This is a genomic window from Marinilactibacillus kalidii (assembly GCF_017599325.1).
Taxonomy (GTDB): Bacteria; Bacillota; Bacilli; order Lactobacillales; family Carnobacteriaceae_A; genus Marinilactibacillus; species Marinilactibacillus kalidii.
This window is the reverse complement of sequence record NZ_JAGFVM010000041.1, coordinates 1-24,766: the sequence shown is the minus strand read 5'-3', so window position 1 is coordinate 24,766 and position 24,766 is coordinate 1. Positions and strand designations below refer to the sequence as shown.

General features: G+C 37.3%; 22 protein-coding genes. 16 read left to right on the top strand and 6 right to left on the bottom strand.

The window, feature by feature from the left end:
* Together J5J05_RS09830 and J5J05_RS09825 are read left to right on the top strand one after the other, a co-directional pair.
* Positions 1-1,071 (top strand): PTS fructose transporter subunit IIC, encoded by a 1,071-nt coding sequence (locus J5J05_RS09830; protein WP_208560513.1) that lies wholly within the window; start codon positions 1-3, stop codon positions 1,069-1,071.
* Positions 1,072-1,348: 277 nt separating this feature from the next.
* Positions 1,349-2,644 carry an adenylosuccinate synthase gene (locus J5J05_RS09825; protein ID WP_208560512.1) on the top strand — a complete coding sequence of 432 codons (1,296 nt, stop codon included), beginning with the start codon at positions 1,349-1,351 and terminating at the stop codon, positions 2,642-2,644.
* A gap of 61 nt (positions 2,645-2,705) precedes the next feature.
* On the opposite strand, the gene J5J05_RS09820 is transcribed toward J5J05_RS09825, so the two are convergent.
* Positions 2,706-3,374: a potassium channel family protein gene (locus J5J05_RS09820; protein ID WP_208560511.1), complete on the bottom strand. Its 669-nt coding sequence runs from the start codon at positions 3,372-3,374 to the stop codon at positions 2,706-2,708.
* A 19-nt stretch (positions 3,375-3,393) separates the two neighbouring features.
* On the bottom strand, positions 3,394-4,782 hold the full coding sequence (locus J5J05_RS09815) for a TrkH family potassium uptake protein (RefSeq protein WP_208560510.1): 1,389 nt from the start codon (positions 4,780-4,782) through the stop codon (positions 3,394-3,396).
* Between the two features lie 272 nt (positions 4,783-5,054).
* Here J5J05_RS09815 and J5J05_RS09810 point away from each other — a divergent pair, with 272 nt between their 5' ends.
* Complete coding sequence (locus J5J05_RS09810; protein WP_208560509.1) at positions 5,055-6,515, top strand: alpha-amylase; 1,461 nt, start codon at positions 5,055-5,057, stop codon at positions 6,513-6,515.
* A 72-nt stretch (positions 6,516-6,587) separates the two neighbouring features.
* On the opposite strand, the gene J5J05_RS09805 is transcribed toward J5J05_RS09810, so the two are convergent.
* Entirely contained in the window at positions 6,588-7,130 is a 543-nt protein-coding gene (locus J5J05_RS09805) for a YtxH domain-containing protein (RefSeq protein ID WP_208560508.1), read from the bottom strand.
* Between the two features lie 25 nt (positions 7,131-7,155).
* On the bottom strand, positions 7,156-7,602 hold the full coding sequence (locus tag J5J05_RS09800; RefSeq protein WP_208560507.1) for a DUF948 domain-containing protein: 447 nt from the start codon (positions 7,600-7,602) through the stop codon (positions 7,156-7,158).
* A gap of 190 nt (positions 7,603-7,792) precedes the next feature.
* Between J5J05_RS09800 and J5J05_RS09795 the strand changes: the two genes are divergently transcribed.
* The 8 genes from J5J05_RS09795 to J5J05_RS09760 all read left to right on the top strand — a co-directional run bounded on the left by J5J05_RS09795 (position 7,793) and on the right by J5J05_RS09760 (position 17,077).
* Positions 7,793-8,320, top strand: coding sequence for a PTS sugar transporter subunit IIA (locus tag J5J05_RS09795; protein ID WP_208560506.1), 528 nt, complete (start codon positions 7,793-7,795; stop codon positions 8,318-8,320).
* A gap of 116 nt (positions 8,321-8,436) precedes the next feature.
* Positions 8,437-9,150, top strand: coding sequence for a response regulator YycF (gene yycF / locus J5J05_RS09790; RefSeq protein WP_208560505.1), 714 nt, complete (start codon positions 8,437-8,439; stop codon positions 9,148-9,150).
* A gap of 7 nt (positions 9,151-9,157) precedes the next feature.
* A complete protein-coding gene (gene walK, locus J5J05_RS09785) occupies positions 9,158-11,014 on the top strand; it encodes a cell wall metabolism sensor histidine kinase WalK (RefSeq protein WP_208560504.1) in 1,857 nt (618 codons plus the stop codon).
* Positions 11,011-12,324, top strand: a complete 1,314-nt coding sequence (locus J5J05_RS09780) for a YycH family regulatory protein (RefSeq protein ID WP_208560503.1) — start codon at positions 11,011-11,013, stop codon at positions 12,322-12,324. Before walK ends, J5J05_RS09780 begins: the two co-directional genes overlap by 4 nt.
* Positions 12,314-13,213, top strand: coding sequence for a two-component system regulatory protein YycI (locus tag J5J05_RS09775; protein ID WP_208560502.1), 900 nt, complete (start codon positions 12,314-12,316; stop codon positions 13,211-13,213). The genes J5J05_RS09780 and J5J05_RS09775 overlap by 11 nt, the downstream gene beginning before the upstream one ends.
* 112 nt (positions 13,214-13,325) lie before the next feature.
* Positions 13,326-14,138 (top strand): MBL fold metallo-hydrolase, encoded by an 813-nt coding sequence (locus J5J05_RS09770; protein ID WP_208560501.1) that lies wholly within the window; start codon positions 13,326-13,328, stop codon positions 14,136-14,138.
* A 113-nt stretch (positions 14,139-14,251) separates the two neighbouring features.
* Positions 14,252-15,637, top strand: coding sequence for an NADP-specific glutamate dehydrogenase (gene gdhA, locus J5J05_RS09765; protein WP_208560542.1), 1,386 nt, complete (start codon positions 14,252-14,254; stop codon positions 15,635-15,637).
* A gap of 243 nt (positions 15,638-15,880) precedes the next feature.
* Positions 15,881-17,077 carry a S1C family serine protease gene (locus J5J05_RS09760; protein ID WP_208560500.1) on the top strand — a complete coding sequence of 399 codons (1,197 nt, stop codon included), beginning with the start codon at positions 15,881-15,883 and terminating at the stop codon, positions 17,075-17,077.
* Positions 17,078-17,532: 455 nt separating this feature from the next.
* Here the strand turns inward: J5J05_RS09760 and J5J05_RS09755 are convergent, their stop codons facing one another.
* Positions 17,533-17,955: an organic hydroperoxide resistance protein gene (locus J5J05_RS09755; RefSeq protein ID WP_208560499.1), complete on the bottom strand. Its 423-nt coding sequence runs from the start codon at positions 17,953-17,955 to the stop codon at positions 17,533-17,535.
* A gap of 121 nt (positions 17,956-18,076) precedes the next feature.
* Here J5J05_RS09755 and J5J05_RS09750 point away from each other — a divergent pair, with 121 nt between their 5' ends.
* The 5 genes from J5J05_RS09750 (at position 18,077) to J5J05_RS09730 (ending at position 23,926) form a co-directional block, all read left to right on the top strand.
* Positions 18,077-18,508: a MarR family winged helix-turn-helix transcriptional regulator gene (locus J5J05_RS09750; RefSeq protein ID WP_208560498.1), complete on the top strand. Its 432-nt coding sequence runs from the start codon at positions 18,077-18,079 to the stop codon at positions 18,506-18,508.
* A 10-nt stretch (positions 18,509-18,518) separates the two neighbouring features.
* Positions 18,519-18,998: a 23S rRNA (pseudouridine(1915)-N(3))-methyltransferase RlmH gene (gene rlmH, locus J5J05_RS09745; RefSeq protein ID WP_208560497.1), complete on the top strand. Its 480-nt coding sequence runs from the start codon at positions 18,519-18,521 to the stop codon at positions 18,996-18,998.
* A 79-nt stretch (positions 18,999-19,077) separates the two neighbouring features.
* Positions 19,078-21,501, top strand: coding sequence for a sacsin N-terminal ATP-binding-like domain-containing protein (locus J5J05_RS09740; RefSeq protein ID WP_208560496.1), 2,424 nt, complete (start codon positions 19,078-19,080; stop codon positions 21,499-21,501).
* A gap of 24 nt (positions 21,502-21,525) precedes the next feature.
* Positions 21,526-22,491, top strand: coding sequence for a TIR domain-containing protein (locus J5J05_RS09735; protein ID WP_208560495.1), 966 nt, complete (start codon positions 21,526-21,528; stop codon positions 22,489-22,491).
* Between the two features lie 142 nt (positions 22,492-22,633).
* Positions 22,634-23,926 carry an AbiJ-related protein gene (locus J5J05_RS09730; protein WP_341868520.1) on the top strand — a complete coding sequence of 431 codons (1,293 nt, stop codon included), beginning with the start codon at positions 22,634-22,636 and terminating at the stop codon, positions 23,924-23,926.
* A 117-nt stretch (positions 23,927-24,043) separates the two neighbouring features.
* Here the strand turns inward: J5J05_RS09730 and J5J05_RS09725 are convergent.
* Positions 24,044-24,766: IS256 family transposase (locus J5J05_RS09725; RefSeq protein ID WP_208560494.1), on the bottom strand; the 723-nt coding region annotated here is incomplete at its 5' end.

The window sequence follows — 24,766 nt, the reverse complement described above, 5'->3', positions numbered from 1 at the left end:
ATGCGCAAATTTCAACAAGCGTTAATGACGGGTGTATCCTATATGCTACCGTTTATCGTATTTGCCGGCATGACAATTGCTGTAACCCAAATGTATAGTCAATACATACAGACCGATTCTGCAGCAGTCAATACATTGAATGGATTTGCATGGGTCATGATTGATATGATTCCCGCTATCTTTGCCGCCTACATGGCCTATGCCATTGGAGATAAAGCCGCAATAGCGCCAGGATTTATTGGCGGATATATCGCGGCACATCCAACAGTTGAAAATACTTCGGCAAGTGGTTTTTTGGGTGCGATACTGGCTGGTTTTATTGCTGGTTATGTTGTACTGTATTTTAGGAAGCTGCCTTTTCCAGACTTTTTGGAATCCATCAAGAAGACGCTATTTATCCCTGTATTGACGGGATGGTTGCTTTATTTTATCATGGCTTATCCAGTCGCTATTACAGTAGGCGCATTGAATGATTTAATTATTGCTAGTCTGATCAATTTATCTGAATCACCACAGTACGCGTTCTTGTTAGGCGCAATTTTGAGTGCAATGTGTGCTTTTGATATGGGTGGACCATTGAATAAGATTGCCATTACATTTGTATTTGCCTTATGGAATGAACCTAGTGGGATTGGTTTTGTAGTGAATGCGGCAGTATTTCCAGGAATCATGGTACCAGCACTTTCAGTAGGTATTGCGTCGCTGATCGCTAAATCTAAATTCAGTGAAGCAGAAATTCAAATGGCACCAGCATCAATCTTATCTGGACTAGTTGGTATTACGGAGGCAGCTTTACCGTATGCTTTTCAAAATCCGTTTCGTGTCATTGTGCCAAATATGATTGGTGCAGCGATTGGTGGGGCAATGATGATGGCTTTTGGTGTCTCAACGACAGGGGTATCTGGTGTATTCGGCTTACCGATGGCTAGTAATTTGCCGATATTTATCCTAGCGATCGTGGTGGGTGTGATTTGTTCGGTTGGTTTGCAGATACTTGTTCGGAAACCGCGTAATGACGAGACAGACAAAGCGACATCAGAAGAGGAATTGGATTTTGATATTACGATGTAAAATAAGTTTAATTGAGGGTACACTGATGTTAGCAAGGAACAAATCCTAAATAGGGTGTTAATGTACCTAGAATATATGGTAGAATAGAACTGTTATTGATGATAACAATTTATGCGAATATAGATTAGGGGGACACCTCCATTTGAAGACAGACAGCATCGATAGATTGAATAGGATTATTCTATCTTTATATCAGTGTAGCGTCAGTTTGAATGATGGGGTACTGTCTCCTTTTATTATTTTTGCGTAATTAAATTTTTTTAGATGAGGTGGACAAATGTCGTCGGTCGTAGTTGTTGGAACACAATGGGGAGACGAAGGTAAAGGTAAAATTACCGATTTTTTAAGTGAAAACGCAGAAGTGATTGCGCGTTATCAAGGAGGAGACAATGCAGGCCACACAATCAAGTTTGATGGTGTGACGTACAAACTACATTTAATTCCTTCAGGTATCTTCGCAACAGATAAAATCAGCGTAATCGGTAATGGTGTTGTGATCAACCCTAAATCTTTGGTTAACGAATTACAATACTTGCATGATAGAGGAATATCTACAGATAATCTTCGCATTTCAGATCGTGCACACGTGATTTTACCGTACCATATTAAAATGGATCAATTGCAAGAAGATTCTAAAGGAGACCAGAAGATAGGTACAACGATTCGTGGTATCGGTCCAGCATATATGGACAAAGCTTCTCGTATCGGAATCAGAATCGCAGATCTATTAGACAAAGACATTTTTGAAGAGCGTTTAAGAACAATTCTTGAAGAAAAGAATCGTTACTTTACTCAAATTTATAATTCTGAACCAATTGAATTCGATGAAATTTTTGAACCGTACTATGCTTTCGGTCAGCAATTCAAACAGTATGTTTGTGATACATCCGTTGTATTGAATGATGCATTGGATGCTGGCAAGCGTGTACTATTTGAAGGTGCCCAAGGTGTGATGTTGGATATCGATCAGGGAACTTACCCATTCGTTACCTCTTCTAACCCAGTTGCTGGTGGTGTGACGATTGGTAGTGGTGTCGGTCCTTCAAAAATCGATAAAGTCGTTGGTGTATGTAAAGCATATACATCAAGAGTTGGGGATGGACCATTCCCTACAGAACTAAATAATGACACAGGACAATTTATTCGTGATGCCGGAAATGAGTATGGTACAACGACTGGACGCCCACGTCGTATCGGTTGGTTTGACAGTGTTGTTATGCGCCATGCGAAACGTGTTTCAGGAATTACAAACTTATCATTGAACTGTATCGATGTACTATCAGGTCTTGAAACTGTTAAGATTTGTACGGCATATGAGCGCAATGGTGAGCAAATTCTACATTATCCAGCAAGCTTAAAAGAACTTGCTGAATGTACGCCAATTTACGAAGAGCTTCCAGGTTGGAGCGAAGATGTTACTGCTTGTAGAACATTAGAAGAATTACCAGAAAATGCGCGTAATTACATTCGTCGTGTTTCTGAATTGACAGGCGTTCATATCTCAACATTCTCAGTAGGTCCTGATCGCGATCAGACAAACATACTTGAAAATGTATGGGCACCCGTATCTTAATAAAAGCGTCATAAAAAAAGCCTCAATCCTTCTGTATAAACGAAGGATTGAGGTCTTTTCTTTATTTTAGTTGGTTTGTGTAATCCAAGTGTTCGAAGGTATGTGGTTCGCCGATCGCAACCAGCATACTATTTGGTGTGATTTTTTCATCAGGTGATACATTAACTTGTAACTTCGCACCTTCTTCATTTTTCATACCAATAACATTGATTTTATATTTGTTCCGTAAATCTAATTGCACAAGTGATTTTCCTACCCACTCTTTTGGTGTTAGGAATTCTATGATCGCATTGTCTTCATCAAGTTCAATGACATCTAAGATTTTGTTTCTCATGATATTACGCGCTACTCGGTCGCCCATTTCTTTTTCAGGACGAATAATTTCATGTGCGCCGACCTCTAAAAGGATCTCTTTGTGGACTTTGTTTTTTGCTTTTGCAATAATTTGTTTGATGCCTAACTTTTTACAGTTCAATACGGCTAATACGCTGGCTTCTAGGTTTGAGCCTGTACCGACGACAACGGTATCGCATTTTTCAAAGCCGATACTTTTTAATAGGTCTAAATCGGTGATATCACCTTGAACGCCTTGAACAACAAATTCTTCCACTCGATTCACATCGACTAAATCTCTATCAACAGCGATAACATCAAAGTAATGCTCGCCTAATTCTTTTGCAATGGTAGATCCGAATACACCCAGACCTAATACCCCAACAACTTTATTCAAAGTTATTCTCTCCTATCTCTTAACCAATAATAATATTTCCTGTCGCATAGACTTTTGATTTTTGCTTACGATCAAACTGTCCTAGCGCTGTAAAGATCGTGATTGGACCAAGACGACCGATAAACATCATAAACATAATGACCGTCTGACTGGCACGTGATAATTCGGGTGTCAGGTCAGCGGAAAGTCCGACTGTACCGAGGGCAGAAACAGCTTCAAAAAATAGATACTGTAACGGGACACTTTCATCGAAGATAGACATCAACGACATCCCCAAGAAATTTAAAATAACAAACATCACGACGATAACGAGCGCACGTTGAACGATCTCTCTATCAATCGTACGTTTTTGATAATGTACATTTTGTTGACCAGAGATTTCTGCCCACAACAGTTTGACAACAAGTGCCACAGTAGAGGTTTTTGCACCACCTGCTGTACCGCCGGGAGATCCACCGATAAACATGAATACGGTCATAAAAATAATCGTAAATAGATGCAAGCTTGTATAACTAACGGTTCCAAATCCAGCGGTACGTAAGGTCACTGCCTGGAAGAAGGTAGCTTGAAGCTTACCTGAGAAGTCCAGACTGCCGATCGTATCTGGGTTTGACCATTCTGAAAACATGAACAAAACCATTGCGGCAATAATTAAAAATACTGTCCAATTCAATACTAGACGAGTATGTAGTTTTAGTCTTCTATAATGACCTTTGAAGTCGATCCAACTTCTAACAGCAATAAATGCTTTGAAATTTTGAGCGAGATCAAACCAGATAGAAAAGCCGATTCCGCCAACAATGATCAATAAAGGAATCACAATATTAATGATTGGTGCGTCAACGAATCCTTGCAGACTTGTCGTACCGAGGTTATCGAATCCAGCATTATTAAAAGCGGATATCGATAAGAAAATCGAGGTAAAGGTACCTCGAGCCCAGCCGAACAAAGGGATAAAATGAAAGGCAAGAAAGAAAGCACCCACGCCTTCTATCATGAAGGTGTATCGAACAACAGAAAGTAGGAAGTTTCTAAAATTGACCATACTTCCTCTATTCAAAGCTTGTTGAAGCGTTACTTCATCTTTCATACTGACTCGACGTCCCAGACGCATAACGATCGTTGCAACAAGGGTGATCAAGCCAAGACCGCCGAGTTTGATCAGGACTAGACCGATAATCTGTCCAAATAGATTGTAGGTGTAGGCTAGGGGTTCTGTGAATAACCCGGTCACACAGACCATTGACACAGCAGTAAATAAGTGGTCAAAATAGGTTGCTTGAGAGCCGGCTTGTTGACTGAATGGCATAGCCAGTAAAATGGATCCCGTAAAAATAACAAACGCAAAACTTAAAACGATTTTAAATGGGATGGGTAAAGAAGAAAAGCGATTCAACAATCGTCTCATATAGTCATTTTTCCTTTCTAATACTAAAAATCAATATCTAGATTGTATATCTAGAATCGTTAAAATACAAGGGATTCAGGTAATATTTAGCAGGACTGTGAATAGAGCACATGGATTTTGTCACGAGTACTCGTTCAGTCAGAACAATCAACTTCGAATATGCTGTCAACAAGCGGTTCCGAGACGTTCCGTTTGTTTCTTTCAGGAGATAAAGATAAAATTGGAGTGTTACAGTGTTTACTCTTTGACACTGATTGTAGGAGGAGAAGAACATGGAATATAATGGAACGATGATGCAATATTTTGAATGGGACTTACCAAACGATGGTACACATTGGAATAATTTAAAAGAACAAGCTACTCATTTAAAAGACATTGGCATTACAGCAGTATGGATTCCACCTTGTTTTAAAGCACTGAGTCAAGAAGATGTAGGGTATGGGATATATGATCTTTACGACCTTGGCGAGTTTGATCAAAAGGGTACGGTCCGTACAAAGTATGGAACAAAAGAAGAACTTTTAGAGGCGATTCATACGCTACATGAGAATGGTATTCAAGTATACGCTGACGTGGTATTAAATCATAAAGCAGGCGCAGATGATACAGAAACGTTCGAAGCTGTTGCTGTCAACCAAGAAAATCGCCATGAGGAAATAGATGAGCCCAGAGATGTCGAGTCTTGGACGTATTTCAATTTTCCAGGTAGAGAAGGGAATTATTCTGATTTTGAATGGCACTGGTATCATTTTTCGGGTGTATCAGATGATGAGATTTCTGGTGAACAAGGTATTTACCGAATCCAAGGTGAAGGTAAGGGATGGGCACCGGATGAGTCCGTATCCACTGAATTTGGGAATTTTGATTACTTAATGTTCGCTGATATTGATTATAGTCACCCAGAAGTTATTGAAGAAACGAAAAAATGGGTTAAATGGTTTATCAACGAAACGGGTATTGATGGAATTCGATTGGATGCCGTCAAACATATTGATAATCGCTTTATCAGAGAGATGATCGAAGAGGTCCGTGCTGAATTTGGAGAAGATTTCTTTTTTGTTTCTGAATATTGGCACCAGAAGTATGAAGATTTAGAGGAATATCTTGAAGATTTGGATTATACGACTTCAATGATGGATGTTCGTTTCCACTATGCCTTACATGAAGCATCAAAATTGAAAACCGATTTTGATTTGCGCAAGTTATTCAATGGGACACTTTACAAAAGGAATGCTTCTCAAGCAGTAACGTTTGTTGAGAATCATGATTCTCAACCAGGACAATCGCTGGAATCTTATGTAGAACCTTGGTTCAAACCTTTAGGATACGGTATTATTTTACTCAGCACGTACGGTTATCCATGTGTGTTTTACAGTGATTACTATGGCTATAATGGAGATGTTGACTACGATGGCTGTCGTGATGTGATCGATAAGTTACTGCATGTGAGAACAGCCTACGCTTATGGAGAACAGTATAATTACTTGGATCACGGGACATGTCTTGGATTTACGCGTACGGGAGACGAGGAACACCCACAAGGGTGCGCGGTCGTACTTTCAAGCGGAGATGAAGGTTTTAAAGAGATGAACGTTGGCGATTTACATGCCGGTGAAACATATAGAGATATCATGGAAAATAGAGAAGAAGAAATCGTGATTGGTGAAGACGGCTCTGCTATTTTCCCAGTGAATGCGGAATCCATTTCTGTATGGATCCCTAAAGAAGCATAAAAAAGAAGCATAAAAAAAGACAGTGCGCTAAGGAGATAAAATTCTCCAGGAAGCGCACTGTCTCTTTTTATATTAATGATTTGGATTGATTTTTGAAGAAGCTTCTTCTTCATCTGCTAAATTGCTTTTGTTTAATTTGAAATCATCATTATTTGATAAGTGATTATCTTTTAACGCTTCATCGACAGCATCTTTAGGGATGGCCTGATCGGTTTTAGGTTCAAGCGGTGTACCTTTTACGTCACCTAAGCGTTCATCGTCGTACATAGCATGAGAAGCTGTAGCAGGGTCGACTACACGGTCAGGTTTAGTATGGATATCTGCGTTTCTTTGCGCTAAATCTCTTTCGATTTCTTCAATCGTCTCGTTGAGTTGAGCTTGACGCGCGTCAAGCTCAGCTTGTTCAGATTGTAATTCAAGATCGGCTTCAGCATAAGATTCTCTGAAATCATCAACGAGTTTCTGTGTTTTCTCTGTACCAGAATCTTTTAATTTTGTTGCCTCTGTTTTTAATTCTTTACGAAATTGATCTCCTGTTTTTGGCGCGAATAATAGAGCTGCAAATGCAGAAGCAGCACTCATCATTACGGCTTTAGCTAAACTTATTTTTGGCATAATGTGGTTCTCCTCTCAAATTGGGTTATTTTGTTGAGTAACGAGCTTTTTGTTTTTGGGCCGTACGTTTGAACGCTAAATTAAAGGTCTTGGCGATTCTAGGACCATCTGTTTTCAATTCATCAACTGTATTTTTACTGATACCTTTGGAATACTCTGCACTGTGATCTTTTAAATAAGTGAGGGAGTTATTCAAACTAGTAGCATGATCAGAGAGTTCATCAAATCGTTGCATTTTGATTGTTGCAACTTTTTGTAAATCTTCAACACGAACTTTGATTTGGTTGACTTTAGTTTGAACGGCATCCGCTTCAACAGTAAAGTGATCAATATGATCATTAACAGTCGACTGTGTTTCTTTAATGTTATTAAATGTTGGTTTCATCTTTTTGAAAGCCATAAATCCGATTGCTAGAAGTGCAATCAACGCTACACCTAAGATGATCAGTGCAATAATATATCCGATTGCCATCTTCGTTCCTCCTTTGTTATTGTGCTATTTTTATCATTTCTAATCTCTATAGATAGAATACCACGAACAGTCTCGTAGCAACAAACAGAAGCTATGGCTAAAAGATATTGCTTGAAACGGCTTTAGTTGTTAGAATAGTAGCAACATACAGCGTTACGTATCTAACAGTAACCATAAAAAGGAGAAAAGCATGACAGAAGAGAGAGCGATGGATTCTGAAATTGAAATGGATGAAATGACGGATTCAGGGCACAAGCTATTATTACGTGCAGTTTCAGATGGAGAAGTATTATCGATAGAAGAGGTACCAGATGAAATCTTTGCTCAGAAAATGATTGGTGAAGGGTTTGCCGTAAAACCGACTTCTCAACTTGTCGTCGCGCCTATAGATGGAAAGCTGATAGAAGTTGCAGAAGCAAAGCATGCTTACTATATCGAAACAGAAGAAGGATTGAAAATTCTGATCCATGTTGGCATTGATACCTTACTGCTAAATGGCGAAGGATTTTCTACTAAGCTAAAAAAAGATGATTACATTGAAGCAGGTGATGCGTTGGTAGCCTTCGATGAGCAATTGATTACAGAAAAAGGGTTCAATACGATCATTTCAGTCATTGTTTTAGACGACGAAGCTTTTGAATTGAAACAAACACTACATCCGACAAAAGAGGCGCATGCAGGAGAAACTGTTGCTCTCGAGATCGACTTAAAACAATAAGAAGAAACAGGATTTTTGAGAAAAATTGAACCACGTTCTAAGGTACTGTATACTTGAATTAGATTACAGCATTCGCAAGAAGATACTATTAACATGTTTCTGAGGAGGAGCATCACTTGAAAAAAATACTAGTCGTTGATGATGAAAAGCCAATTTCAGATATCGTTAAATTTAACCTTGAAAAAGAAGGATTTGAAGTAGTTACTGCCTATGATGGAGAAGAAGCAGTAGCAAAAGTAGAAGAGCATACACCTGACTTGATCGTTCTAGATCTGATGTTACCGAAAATGGACGGACTAGAAGTCTGCCGAGAAGTAAGGAAAATACATGATATTCCTATTATTATGGTAACAGCGAAAGATCAGGAAATCGATAAAGTACTGGGACTAGAACTCGGTGCAGATGATTATGTAACGAAACCATTCTCTAACCGTGAACTGGTTGCACGTGTAAAAGCAAACTTGAGACGTCAATCCTCTGTACAGACTGCTGAGCCAGAAGTACCAGAAAGTAATGATATTGAAGTAGGCGATTTAGTGGTACATCCAGATGCTTACATCGTATCTAAACGCGGGAGCACGATTGAACTAACACATCGTGAATTTGAGTTACTTCACTACCTAGCGCGACATATTGGACAAGTTATGACACGAGAACATCTACTGGAAACCGTTTGGGGTTATGATTACTTCGGAGACGTTAGAACAGTAGACGTAACGGTCAGACGTTTAAGAGAAAAAATCGAAGACAATCCAAGTCATCCGAATTTCCTCGTTACTAGACGAGGCGTAGGTTATTATTTGAGGAATCCTGAACAACAGGAGAAATAAGATTATTATGAAAAAAAAGATTCGTTTTTATCAGTCTATCAATACAAAGATCGTCTTTATCATTGTTATTTTACTTGTATTCGCCCTGCAGATTATCGGGGCGAATTTTGTTACGGCTATGGAACGCCGTTTAGTTGAAAATTTTACCAATGACCGTCAGACACAGATGGCCTTTCTTAAGAGTACCATTTTGCCACTTTTGGAAAGTGATCAAAATCAGGACGAAACAACCGATTCTAGAGAAGAAATCAATCGTTTATTGATGGAATTTTCTGGAAACAATATCACTGAACTCCAAGTGGTTAGTCCGAGTAAAGTCATTTTAGGTATCAGTGATAGTACGCAACAGAATATGATTGGTCAAATTTCTAACGATGCAGATATCGAACAAGCACAACTGTCTGAATCAACACTTGCGAAGCAAGATCTCGATCAAACTTCTCAAACGAGGATATGGAAAATTGTTGAACCGGTCTATTCCAGTACAAATCCAGAGGAATTTCTTGGCGTGATTATATTGGAAAGTAATATCGAGACTGTTTATCGACAAGTGTCTGATATTACAACCACATTTTTAGGCTCGTCAACGGTAGCTATTATTCTATCACTGATTTTAGCTAATCTTGTTGCTAGAGCCATCACGAAACCGATCAAAGAGATGCAGATTCAAACGCGCGCAATCGCAGAGGGAGATTACTCCGGCATGCTGACTGTTTATGGTGACGATGAACTGGGAGAGCTGGCCTTTTTAATCAATGAACTTTCTGACGAAGTTGCAGAGGCACAAGAGTCCATAGACTCAGAACGGCGTCGATTGGATAGCGTACTTACGCATATGACGGATGGTGTTATTGCGACAGACCGTAGAGGGAAGATCGTGATTGTCAATAACATGGCAGAAACGATGCTAGAAGTTTCTGGCGAAGAAGTCAATGGGAAGAATTTATTGAAAATTTTAGGTGTGGAAACAGAGCTGACACTCAGACGTTTATTAGAAGAACAAGAAGATATCTTAATCGATGCTTATAGTGACGGCGTACCGACGATCTTACGAGCTTCTTTTTCACTGATTCAAAGAGAAACAGGCTTTATCAGCGGAATCGTCTGCGTATTGCATGACGTCACAGAGCAAGAAAAGATAGAAGAAGAACGAAAACAATTTGTATCGAATGTATCGCACGAATTAAGAACACCACTAACAAGTATGAGAAGTTATATTGAAGCTTTAGCGGATGGTGCCTGGGAAGATCCAGAGCTCGCACCAAGATTTTTAGAAGTCACACAAAATGAAACAGACCGAATGATCCGAATGATCCAAGATTTGCTACACTTATCTAGAATCGATTCGGGTAAGAGTGAATTAGAAGTAGAGTTGGTAGATTTAACAGAATTACTAGATCATGTGCTGAATCGCTTCGATATGCTGATCCATTCGACTGAATATGAAGGAAAGCATTATCGTATTGAACGCAATCTGTTAGCGGAGCCTGTATTCGTTGAAATGGATACAGACCGTATGATTCAAGTATTAGATAATATCATGAATAATGCACTGAAATACTCACCAGATGGTGGGGTGATCACTGGGAGCATGCGCCAAACGGATCAATCTGTGATCATCAGTATTACTGACCAAGGCATGGGCATTCCCAAGAACGATTTGGTCAAAATCTTCTCTAGATTTTACCGTGTGGATCGGGCACGCTCGCGCGCAATGGGCGGTAGTGGGCTAGGACTTGCCATCTCCAAAGAAGTGGTCGAACAACATGGTGGTCGCATCTGGGCAGAAAGCACGGAAGGTAAAGGTACGACATTTTACTTGTCCCTTCCTTATATCCCGTTTGAGGAGGAGGAGTGGGCATGACATGGACACATATGAAACATGCACTATTGACTTTTCTGATCATCTTGAGCTTATTTTTAAGCTACAATTTAATATTGACTGGAACGCAATCTAACACTTCTTCTTCTTCAGGAAATACGCAAGCACCCGTATTGATTGATCGGACTTTATCAGAAGTTTTCTCGCCCAACCAAGTTGTCTTACACGAGGCCTTTTCAGATCCTCAAATCGCTTCAATGGCAGAAGCTGAAGCGCTGATTAACACGAGCTACGCTAATATGACGTTTAGAGGGGTAGAATCACCAGAACCGTTTACCAAAGCAAATTACCAACAGCTTTTGCAGGGAGATGATTGGGTAGAATTCGTGTTTAATGCGCAAATTCCGTTCGGTCTTTTCGAAAATGGTTTCGAAGATCTACCATCAGATTATGAAGATCGAACCTTTAGTCGCGTACTATTCAATTTGAACGAACCAAATTGGGTGCTGTTTTACAATATGAATGAGGAGATCGTTTACGGAATCCAAGATGTAACGATCACGAATGATGTGATTGAAGCGTTTAGAGATTCAGAAGAGATCGCCTACACACCAGCAGAAGCCTTAGACTTGGGTCAAATTGTCTATGTACCAAAAGAAGCCGTTACGGTTCCATATCGCAATTATCTTGTGGAAAGTCTGCCGAATAGTCTATATACGAATATGTTCTTTGTAGACACCCCATTCAGCGATCCTGCCAATAACAGTGAAGAATGGCGATACTACGATTACACGCAAGAAGTTACGATCAATGACAAGTTACATGTATTGACCTATTTCAGTGAGCGAACAAATCTTGATGAGATAACATTAAGTGAGCGACTGTCAGGCAGTTTTGAAGAACTAAACAGAGTAGAAAATTGGACAGAAAAATCTCAATATCAAGCCTACGATCCTGAAACGCATGAAGCAACATTTCAGCGATATCTAGAAGGCCTCCCAGTATTTAGTCCAGAGCAATATGAAACGACGACGCTCGTTACTTACGTCAAAGCGGGTGTAAAGAAACTACAAGTTCCTTTACGAATTATTCAAACACCGATTACTTCAGATGAATTTACTGAAAAGAAACTTGAGAGTGGTCAGGAACTTGTTTCTAGACTCAAAGCAATAGGGGTAGAAGCCTCAAAAATAGAAGATTTAGAGATTGGTCTTACATGGAAAGAGAATGAGGAAGAGCCTCGCTTGATCAACTATGAACCAGCTTGGTATGTTAAGCTCGTTGGTGATAGTCAATGGTATGACGCTGATCGTTATATAGAACTGCAGGGGGAAGAATTTAATGGACTTTAAAAAAATCGAAAATATTTTTCTATTGGCCTTTGTTTTTCTGAACGTCTATTTACTCATCAGCTATATCAATCGAGCAGGTATACAGTCTGCTGATTCTCCTACAGAGACGATCAATATTATCAGGGAAATGCGAAAGAGAGACATTCAAATTCCAGGAGATCTCTCAGAAGAGAAGCAAGAAGTTTATTACATGCAAGCCAACACGAATACATTGATCGAAAACAATATGAATACGCTCGAGAATCAAGCAGGTTCCATTAATGATGAGGGAACGTTATATACGAGTATTTTGTCAGAAGAGATCACATTAGAAGGTGATCCCAACGAAGAGGTTACAGCTGAACAAATCGCAAAATTAGAGGCATTTGTGAATAGCCCGTCCATCTTGTTTGGTGATCAGTATGCATTTTTAAGATATGATTCATCAGAAAATCGATTTATCTTTAGTCAGATGGTTGAAAAGACGCCAGTGGGTGATGGCACATCAGAGATCTCCTTCCTTTACGGTCAGAGCGACGGCAGTATTATCTCTTACCAGCAGACGTATGCTGGACCAATGCAAAGACAAGGAGACCCCATTGAGATCATCTCTGCCCGTGAGGCCGTAGAATTTTTGTTCCAAAATAATCAGTTAAGTTCAAATGCTAAAGTATCAAAACCTATTCTAACGTACCATCGAACACTGGATTTAGAAGACCTTAGTATGTATGGCCCTGTGTGGTTGATTCCTGTAACAGAGAGTGGTCAGAGCAAGGTATTTAGAGTGAACGCGAAAGATAAGACACTCGTCTCAGAACCTACAGATGCATCAATCATCCCAGAAACGGATCAAGAGAAGCTCGATTATGATGCCGAACCGACGGAACCAACAGAATCAGAGAACAATTAAACCTACTTGCACACTTCAAGAAGTCGTCTAACTTTGTTTAGGCGGCTTCTTGTTTAGGTAGGTTATTTATTGTAAGATAGACAATGATCAAGTACCGGAGAGGATTTTTTTAATGTTAGAATCTGAAGTATCTGGACTGAACATAAGTATATTAGCTAGTGGGAGTACAGGCAATATCACTTATATCGAATCAGATAAAGTAAAACTATTAGTTGATTGTGGATTCAGTGGAAAAAAAGCGACTGAATTACTACAACAAATCGATCGCCGACCAGAAGATTTAGATGCTATCTTGGTTACACATGAACATAGTGATCACATCAAAGGCGTAGGGATCATGGCACGTAAATATGGTTTAGACGTTTACGCAAATAAAAACACTTGGACAGCCATGGAATCAAAATTAGGAAAAATCAACTTAGAACAGAAACATCAATTCGATCTAGATAAAACAATGACGATTGGTAACATTGATGTTTCCAGTTTTGGCGTTTCTCATGATGCAGTAGATCCACAATTTTATACCTTCCAAAAAGACAATAAACGATTTGTGATGTTGACAGATACGGGCTATGTAAATGATCGTATGCGTGAAAATATCAGAGATGCGAACGCCTATCTGTTCGAAAGTAATCACGATTTGGGCATGTTGAGAATGGGTCGTTACCCGTGGTCTCTGAAACAGAGAATTCTTGGAGACAAAGGACACCTTTCAAATGAAGATGGTGCACTCGCCCTTGCTGAGATTATTGGGGATAACACAGAGCGTGTTTATCTTGGTCATTTGAGCAAAGAAAATAATCTAAAAGAAATTGCGTACTCTACAGTAGAAGAGATATTGATGCAAAAAGGAACTGGTGTGAATCATAAATATACTTTGTTCGATACAGATCCGGCAGAAGCTTCTCCTTTATTTACGCTATAAATAGTTAGACCAATCAAAGATATGAGCCATTCCAGTAGGGAAAGGTTCATATCTTTTTTATGAGGATTTGATTAAGGAAAACCTTCTTATAATCGGATAATTATGATAGAATGATGAAAAGCATTTTAAAACCTAAAAGGGACGTGAATCATTTGACTGCAAAAGCCTACATTGATCAAGTATTAAGCGAAACAAAAGCAAAGCATGCTGGAAAAGAAGAATTTATCCAAGCGATAGATGAGTTTCTACCAACACTTGAACCGTATTTAAATGAGCATCCAGAGATCGAAGAAAAAAATCTGCTTTCTTTGATTGTGGAACCCGAGAGACTGATTCAATTTCGTGTACCTTGGCAAGATGACGAGGGGAAATGGCAAGTTAACCGTGCATTTAGAGTGCAATACAACTCGGCTATCGGACCATATAAAGGTGGACTACGTTTTCACCCGACAACGAATGAAAGTATCGTTCGATTCTTAGGATTCGAACAAATTTTCAAAAATAGTCTGACAGGTCTACCAATCGGTGGGGGAAAAGGCGGAAGTGATTTTGATCCAAAAGGGAAAACAGATGCAGAAGTGATGCGATTTACACAAAGCTTCATGACAGAATTCCAAAAACATATTGGACCAGATATTGATGTGCCCGCAGGAGATATCGGTGTAGGCGGAAGAGAAATCGGCTTCTTGTTCGGTCAATACAAACGATTGAATGGATTTGCTGCTGGTGTGTTAACAGGAAAACCGGTCAGTTCTTGGGGAAGTTTAGCCAGAACAGAAGCCACAGGATATGGTCTCGTTTACTTCGTACAGAATGCGCTTGAAGACAGAAATGATTCATTCCAAGATAAGAAAGTCGTGGTTTCCGGCAGCGGAAATGTATCGATCTATGCAATTCAAAAAGCACAAGCGTTAGGTGCAACAGTCTTAACTTGTTCGGATTCGTCTGGCTATATTTATGACCCAGAAGGCATTGATTTAGCACTAGTACAAGAGATCAAAGAAGTTCGTCGTGCGAGAATCAAAGAATATGTGGACAAACATCCAAATGCGACATATGTCGAAGGAAAATCAGTCTGGTCACTTTCTGAGGCTTACGATATCGCACTACCTTGTGCGACCCAAAATGAAATTGATGCAGATCTAGCGAGTAAGATGGTAGAAGCGGGTGTGAAAATCGTTGCAGAAGGCGCAAATATGCCTTCAAGCAAAGATGCAATCGATGTTTATCACGAACACAGTGTATTGCACTGTCCAGGAAAAGCAGCGAATGCAGGCGGTGTAGCCGTTTCAGCACTTGAAATGGCTCAAAACTCTGCTAGATTAGCATGGTCCTTTGAACGTGTGGACAATGAATTGAAATCCATTATGGAAAATATCTATAAATCATGTAGTGAAACAGCGGAAAAATACGCTGAAAAAGACAATCTAATGGCTGGTGCGAACATCGCCGGATTTGATCGGGTTGCTCAAACAATGCTATCGCAAGGACTTGTTTAAGTCGAAATTTTAAAGAATAGCTAAAACGAAAAGTCAGTGCCTATCGGTGTTCTTCAGCCGACAATGGACTGACTTTTTGTTTTGATTTGTACCAATAAAGTCGAAAAAATATAGATTCTTCACAAGTTATGATAAAATACGCTTGTCATAGAGGGATTTAATCGATATTAATTCAAATAAAATTCAAAAGTAAATTGTACAATCATTAGGAAAGCAAGAAACGTTGAAGAGAGGAAGAATAATATGTCTAAAATAAATATAAAATCACTAATGGTCATTGGATTGACTTCCACATTACTCGTCGGGTGCGATGCAATGGACCAAGGTCAAAGTGATGACGCAGCGGTTGAAGATCAAACAGGTAATGTAAATGAAGAAGGCGACGTCACGGTCTCAGAGCAGAGAGTAGACGTATCTTCAGGTGTTACAGACGCTGTAAGTGCGATCGATGATGCAGTTGTTTCAGTCATCAACTTGCAGCAAGCTGCAGAAAACCCGTACGGATGGTACGGTGGGACAAAATCGGATGAAGCACCTGGAGAAGATGATCTTCAAACCGTTGGAACAGGTAGTGGAGCTATCTATAAGGTAGATGGCAATAAAGCCTATGTATTCACGAATAACCATGTTATCGATGGTTCTGATGCAGTAGACGTACTCTTGAAAGATGGCACACGTGTACAAGCAGAAGTAATTGGAGCCGATGTATGGACAGATTTGGCGGTTCTATCGATTAGTTCAGATGATATTGATGCTGTAGCAGAATTCGGTGATTCAGATAACCTTAAAGTAGGTGAACCTGCTGTTGCCATTGGTTCTCCGTTAGGAACAGATTTCGCTTCTTCTGTAACTTCCGGCATCGTATCCGCTGTTAATCGTGCTGTGCCAGTAGACACAGATGGTGATGGAACATACGACTGGGAAATGACCGCTATTCAAACAGATGCAGCGATCAATCCAGGGAACTCAGGTGGCCCACTAGTTAACATTGCAGGACAAGTCATTGGGATCAATTCAATGAAAATCTCTACATCAACAGTAGAAGGAATGGGTTTTGCTATTCCAAGTAATGATGCCGTTGATATTATCAACCAATTAGAAAAATCAGGAGAAATCACTCGTCCGATATTAGGTATTGGAATGGTCGATCTTGCAATGATTTCTCAACAGCAACAAGATGCTGTATTGAACGTTCCAAAAGATTTGACTGGTGGTGTCGTGATCGCTGAAGTAAACAGCGGTAGTGCGGCGGAAGCAGCTGGACTTGCTCAAAACGATATCGTTGTTAAATTCAATGGTGTTGACGTAACAAGTGGCGTAGAATTGAGAAAACAAATTTACAGCACAAAAGTCGGTGATGATGTCGAAGTAGAATACTACAGAGATGGATCATTAGAAAAAACAACAATCAATATGAGAGCCTCAGATCAATCATTATAAGCGTAAACGAAAAGAGCTTGCAGCTAATCCTGCAAGCTCTTTTTTTGCACAATGTGCATAACCATGTGTGTAACTTCTTTAAATTGTGCATAACTTTTTTAGAAGGGTTGGGAGAATAGGGAAATTCAGCAATATATAGTTATCCACAATTTTTGATTAGGGTGTGCGTAACTATATAAGCGGAATGTGTACTTTGTACACAAACGTTTATTTTAAAGGATTTTTAAGCTGTTAAAAAAGCATGCATAGACAAATCTATTCTGTGTATAACTTTGAAATAAGAAAGACAAAATCGCTAAAAAGAAAGCACTTAATTTGGCACGTAATGCGAAATAAGGGGAATGAGCCTGTGTATATGTGTATAAGTTTTGTGGATAACTGTGTAAAAGAGTGAAAAAAAAGAACCCTGCTGTGTTTGCACACGAGCAGAGTTCTAAGATAGTGGGAGTTTTGATTTATTTAGCGATAGCTTTTTTAGTTACTTCAACATTACCTTCGATTGCTCTTGAGTAAGGGCAAACTTGGTGTGCTTTTTCAACTAATTCTTCAGCTTCTTCTTGAGTTACGTTTTCGATTTCTACTGTTAGATCAACAGCTAATCCAAAGCCTTCGCCTACTTTTGCAATACTAACGTCAGCGATAACTGTAGATGTAATTTTTTTCTTAGCTTGTCCAGCGACTAATTGAAGTGCGCTATCGAAACAAGCTGAGTATCCTGCTGAAAATAATTGTTCAGGGTTTGTTTTACCTTCTTCGCCACGTCCGCCTAAACCTTTAGGTATTGTTAACTCTAAATCTAAAACACCATCTGAAGATTTTACGTGTCCTTGACGTCCACCAGTTGCTGTAGATGTTGCAGTGTATAATGCGTTTGACATTTGAATCACCTATCCTTTTCTAATTTTGTTTACAATTTGATTGTACACAATTAAATTTTAAAAGTCAAACTATATAAACTTACTTTATAAATTGCTATAATTGAATATAGGAGTGATGAACATGGCAAATGAGCTATTAAAGCTGGAGAATCAATTATGTTTTTCTTTATATGCAACAACGAGACAAATGACAAAAATTTACCGTCCTTTGCTTAAAGAACTAGATATCACCTACCCTCAGTATCTTGTGTTACTTGTACTATGGGAAGTAGAAAAAATTTCAGTAAAAGCGCTTGGAGAGCGGTTGTTTCTTGATTCAGGAACATTGACGCCTATGCTGAAACGAATGGAAGAGAATGGTCTGATCACTAGAGTACGCTCAGTCGTAGATGAACGAGTTGTTGAAGTTAGTTTAACAGAAAAAGGAAAAGACGCAGAAGCAAAAGCCCAGTCTATTCCTATTAACTTTATTAAACATCTTAATCTTGAAGAAGCTGAATTTTTTCAATTAAAAAAAATATTATCAAAAATGATGGGTCAATTTAGCGAATAAGGGGAATACAATGGATATCACGATTATCTCAGTAGGAAAGTTAAAAGAAAAATACCTGATCGAAGGAATTAAAGAATATACGAAACGACTAGGAGCGTATTCAAAGTTCAAAATTATCGAAGTAGCAGATGAAAAGGCACCAGAAGACTTGAGCGATGCTGAAATGGTACAAGTCAAAGATAAAGAAGGCGAAAGAATTCTCGCAAAAATTCCAAACCAAGCCTACGTCTATTCTTTAGCCATCAAATCAAGAGAACGAACATCAGAGATCTTTGCTAAAGAAATCGAACAGTTGATGCTGCATGGTAACAGCAGCATCGTGTTCGTTATCGGTGGCTCATTAGGCTTAAGCGACGACGTCATCAACCGGAGTGACGAAACCATCTCTTTTGGAAAAATGACCTACCCGCACCAACTCATGAGACTGATCCTAACAGAACAAATCTACCGCGCCTTTAGAATTATGCGGGGGGAACCGTACCATAAGTAAATGAGGTTTTTTTCTATAAGCTAATTTTATAATTTAGTTATAAAGGCTTACAAAATAAGAGAGGACTGGTAACTATTCTATGGTAAAAGAATATAATGAACGGTTAGTAGATATTGCTTATGCTTCTAGTACTTCAAAAATAAAAAAAGAACTTAATGGTATTTTTGAAGGTTCTGAAGAAGATAATAATAAAACTAGGCGTAGATGGATATGGGAGTTAATTCAAAATGCTTCTGATTGTACGCCAAAAGGTGAAAAAATCAATTTAAATCTAGAAATTAACGATAATAGAATTGCTTTTAGTCACGATGGTAAGCCATTTACTTATAATAATCTTCAAGATTTAATTACTCAAGTATCTACAAAAGAAGAAGCCGGAGAAGAATTGACTGGAAAATTTGGAACGGGTTTTATGTCTACCTTTTTAATATCTAAAATTGTCGAAATAGAAGGTACTTTCATTCGTAAAAATGGAACATCGACCAATATGAATTTTACTATTAATAGAACCGAAAGAGACTATAACGGAATAAAAGAACAAACAATACAAATGCTAGATGAATTAGAGGAATTAGATAAAAGTAGCAATGAAATAGCGACATGTAACAAAACTAAATTTACTTACAACATTCAAGGAAGTAGTCAAGATTCAAAGGAAGCTGTAAAACAAGGAGGAAAAGATTTATTAGCAACTATACCTTATCTTTTAGCATGTAATGATAATATTCAATCAGTAAATTATAATGGTAAGAAGTATGTAAAAGAAATAAGTAAAGAACACCCGGACTATAGTAATCTAACATTTATTCAACTAAAAACGATAGATAACAATAATAGTAATATTGAGAGTTTATTATCTTTTAGTAACAATAACGTGCAAATTGCTTGTCCTGTAGAATACAATAAAAATTCTGAATTAATATTTTTTAAACCTTTGCCCAATAATATTCCAAAGCTGTTTTGTGATTTTCCCTTAATCGGAACTGAAGATTTTGCTTTTCCTATTATAGTCAATTCAGCTTTTTTTGGAGTAAAAGAAGATCGAGATGCTATAAGAGAGGGCAATCAAAATAATAAAGATTTACTAGAAGAAGCGATTTCTTTATATAGAAGATTAATAGACTTTTGTTCGACAAATACTTTTACTAGAGATGAATTTAACATTTGCATGTTACCAAAGCGTCAATATTCGGGACTTCAAAAATATTGCTACGATCAAATTTTTGAATACATATCTAGAAGTCCTCTTATAAGGATTAATAAGTCCAAAGTTAATGACGAGCGAAAATCGTATTTAAATGATGTTGGAGATAATCAAATCTTTATGCCAATAACAAGAAAAGAAGACAATAATATGATTTTCTGGGAACTTTTTTCCGATGGTAGATATTTCAATAGCCCTACAAAAGAATCATTTTTAGGGTGGAAAAAAGTTTTTGGTGGAAATTTCCAATTGAAATCGTTAAATGTTTTATTTGAAGACAAGGTTATTTTAGATTTTATTAGTCCTTTTATTGATGAAGAAGAAGCATACGAATGGCTGAATAGATTTTATTCGCTATGGATTGACGATGAAGGTATAGAAGAAGTGATTGAATCTGTATTTGTACCAACACAACATACGAAGTTTAATCACTTTAAAAATATTTATTACGACGATGATATTAGAGAAGATCTCAAGGAGATTTTATTTGAACTAATGCCTGTGCGAAAAGAGCAATTGTTAAATCAAAGTATCAAATCTTTTGATACTTACTTTAAAGAAAATCCTTCAAAACGAAAAAATACTGAATTGTCAGCTAAATCAATTGATAAGGAGGTAAACAAAATTCTAGTAGACGAAACTTCTGAAAATTTAGAACGAACCAAAGAAGTACAAGCTATATTTAACAAAATAAATGACTTTTTCTTAAAAGAAAAGAGTCTATCGGAAGAGTATTTTCTAAAAGTATTCCCTAAGAGAATGCTAGTTTCTTCTACTAAAGAAACGTTACGAAGAATGGCGATTGCAGAGAAGGTTGAGCGTAATGGAATTGATTTAGACGAATATATAAATAACCATCAAAAAATAAAAGATATTTTAGAAAGCTCTGATATGAGTTCAGAAGAAATTCGGGCTCTTTTAAAACATGTGGTTACCTCTACACCAGAAATGAGAGAATACTTCGAGAGTTTATTACGAAGAAGTGTAGAAAATGTATATAAGTATTTAAAAAGATCTAACAAATATTTTGTTCCAGAAACTTTACAAGAATGGAAAAGTAATAGTTATTCAGAGACAATATTTCCTGCTAAGAAAGATGGAAAAGAGTTAACGGTTGTCATAAGACCTACAGATAACTATCAAATTATTTTTTATGGTGAGGAAGAACTAGAAATATTGGATAGTGGTAATTATGAGTTGTGGACTGATAATGGGGAAGAGAATGGATGTAAAGCTATTACTTTAGGTGAACTTCTTAAAACGACAGGAATAACAAGGATTCCTTTAAAAAAAATCTAATATATAGATACTGAGGTGTAAAAATTGAAAACGAAAGACGAAATTATATGTGCTATAAGAGAAAAAGATAGAAAAAACATAATGTATATACATCCGGTTTTATCGCCTGAAACTGCAGCTAAATATATTTCTGCCTTTGCTAATGGAAATGGCGGTGAAATAATATTAGGGATATACGACGACGGCGTAAACTTGCATACGAAAAAAAATAAATTTCCACTTCAAATTGAAAAGACAAAAGAATTTTTAAATATAGATATCAACTATATAGTTGGTGAAGTCGAATATAACGGAGCAATATTTCCATATATGTCAATCGATGAATCAGATGAATTAGTAGAAATGTGTAATACCCCTTACTGTATTGATGATGATGGAAACGCAGTAGAAATGAAACGGAATAAGATATTCATTTCTTACACTCATGCAGATAAAGATCTTGCGGATCTAGTAGAAAATAAATTGAATAAACAGAAAGACATAATTATAACTAGAGATATTAACATCACTAAATATAGGGATGATTTAGATGAGTTTATGAAAACAATTAGAGAACATGATTTCATTGTATCAATTGTGACTAGGAAATACTTGATGTCCTTGAATTGTATGTACGAAATTACTGAGTCAATGAAAGATTATAATTTTATTGAGAAATTACTGTTTATAGTAGTAGATAAGGATGATGCACAGTACTACAAGGAAAATAATATTTACGATATCGAAGCTGGAGTTTATGATACTGATAAGCGTCTAGATTACATTATTTATTGGAACAATAAAAATAAACAAATGGAAGAAAAACTTAAAAATGCTGATCTTCCTTACGAGTATATTACTGAATATACGATCGATAAAAGAAAACTGGTATCTATCATTACATCAACAAGTAAATTTATGGATATGCTAAAAGATAAAATTGGTAGTACGTTTAACCAAATTCAAAAGGATGACTTCAAAATATTGAAGGATGAGATAAGAGAGAAGTGATAAAGTAGTACTAATAGATTCGTATTAAAAAATCTTTGTGAAAATGAAGAAGTAAATAATTAAATCAGAGGAAAAACAGAGCACGAGGTACTATACTGTCAACAAGGTTTGTAAATTTATTAAAGGAGATTGATTAAAAACTGTGAATCGCATTAGTGAGCTTACAAAGTTTGATATTCTTAATTTGTTTCAAGACGGTATTGACATAAATGACGTATTTGAAACGAAAAAAGTTAATTACCCCTACTTTGGACGAATGGATGAATTGGATTTCCTTAAAAGATTATACGATTTGAAAAACATGCCGAGTTATGATCCTAGGTTTTCAAATGCTGAAGATGATATATGGCAGCACACCATAAGTAATGACGATTATCCAAATGGATGGGTATTTGAAGACGAACGCTTCAAATTAAAAAACGGAAATGATGAAAACTACTTAAAATTTATTTGTGAAATATTCCATCCAACAGTTAGGTATGAAAAAGGATATTGGAGAGATTTTCTTCACGAAGTTAACAAATTGTTACAACAGGATGGATACGAACTTTATCCTGCAGCAAAAATATCTAACCGTAATATATACGATTGGAAATTATATCAACCAGAAAATGCAATATTTATCCCTTTTTCTCAGAGGAATAGAAATGAGATAAAACAACATCAAATAAATTTCACTATTAAAAGAGAAGCAAGAGTCCAGATTTATCATCTTTTTGAAATATATGATTACTTAGAAAGAAAAATTAGCGAAACGGGTTGGCAGTATGAAGAATTGGTAAGTACAGATGTTCTTCAAGAGATAAGAAAATTTTATACTCCTAAATGCTTTAATAATGAAAGACAATATGTGGAAACTAATAGCCTCGAAGATTTTATTTTGTTTACTTCACCATATTGTGTAATAGATGCTATAGAGTTTTTTGATAAATATACCGATAATATCTTCACAGATGAGGTTAATACTATGTTTACTTTAAAAGATATTCCTTTAAAGTTGACTAACGGGAAAATTAAAATTAACAAAGAGAGTCATATAAAGAGTGCAACATTAACTTTAATCGGAGAAGCAGGACTCAAAGAATTACTTCAAGAGGCAAGTGGATATTATGAAAAAGAGAATTTAAAAATTGCTGTTGAAAAAATTTGGGATGCGTTTGAGAGACTAAAAACTTACTATTCCCCAACGTTAGATAAGAAAAAATCGGTAAGTAAAATTATTGATGAAATAAGTGGGAACAGAGAGCCTTTTAAAAAGCTATTTGATAAAGAGTTTTCTGAGCTCACTATTATGGGAAATGAGTTTAGAATTCGACATCATGAAACTACAAAAGTAGATATTGAGGACGCAAGACATTATGATTATTTTTACAAACGCTGTCTTTCTTTAATTACGACTGTCTTACAATATTTGGACAAGAGAAGAGAAATTTGAAAAACTTCTACAGTAACATTTCATAGTCATAACAGGAATAAAGTTTTTATTTTATAGAAATTAATTAGTCAAGTCCAAACTTCTGTGTAAAATGTACGATACTTTGTTTTAGTCTGATTAGTTTGATTCAAACTGGATATATTTTCTCGGAGAACTGATCCAGCTTTCATGCACGTCCATCAGGACGGCTCCAATTAAGCGATTAGCTGAAGCAGTATTGGGGAAAATCCGGATAACTTTTTCTCTCCGTCTGACTTCCTCATTCAATCGTTCGAGTAAATTCGTGCTCTTCAATCGGTTGTGGCTTTTGCCTAAAACAGTGTACTGGAAGGCATCTTCGAAACCTTCATCAAGTGTTCTACAGGCCTTTTGATACTTTACTTGATCAGCGTATTCTTCAATCAACGCACTTTTAGCCTTACGGGCTAAATGAATATCTGAGAATTTGAAGATCGCTTTGACTGCTTCTCGAAAGGGTTTAGAACCTTTCTTAGGAACTGTACTTAAAATGTTTCGCATAAAATGAACCTGACATCTCTGCCATGAAGCGTGAGTGAAGGAAGTTTGAATAGCGGACACAAGTCCTTTATGCGCATCAGAAATCACGAGCTTGATTCCTGATAGTCCTCTGTTTTTCAGATAGTCGAAAAAATTCGACCAGGTTTCATGACTTTCTTCATTTTGAAGCATAAAGCCAATGATCTGGCGATCACCTTCTTCTGTAATCCCTATAGCAATATGGCAGCTTTGAGAGAGGACGCGCTGTTCTACTCGTGCTTTTATGTAGAGAACGTCTACCATGAGGTAAGGGAACTTCGTTCCTGTCAGTGTTCGATTCTG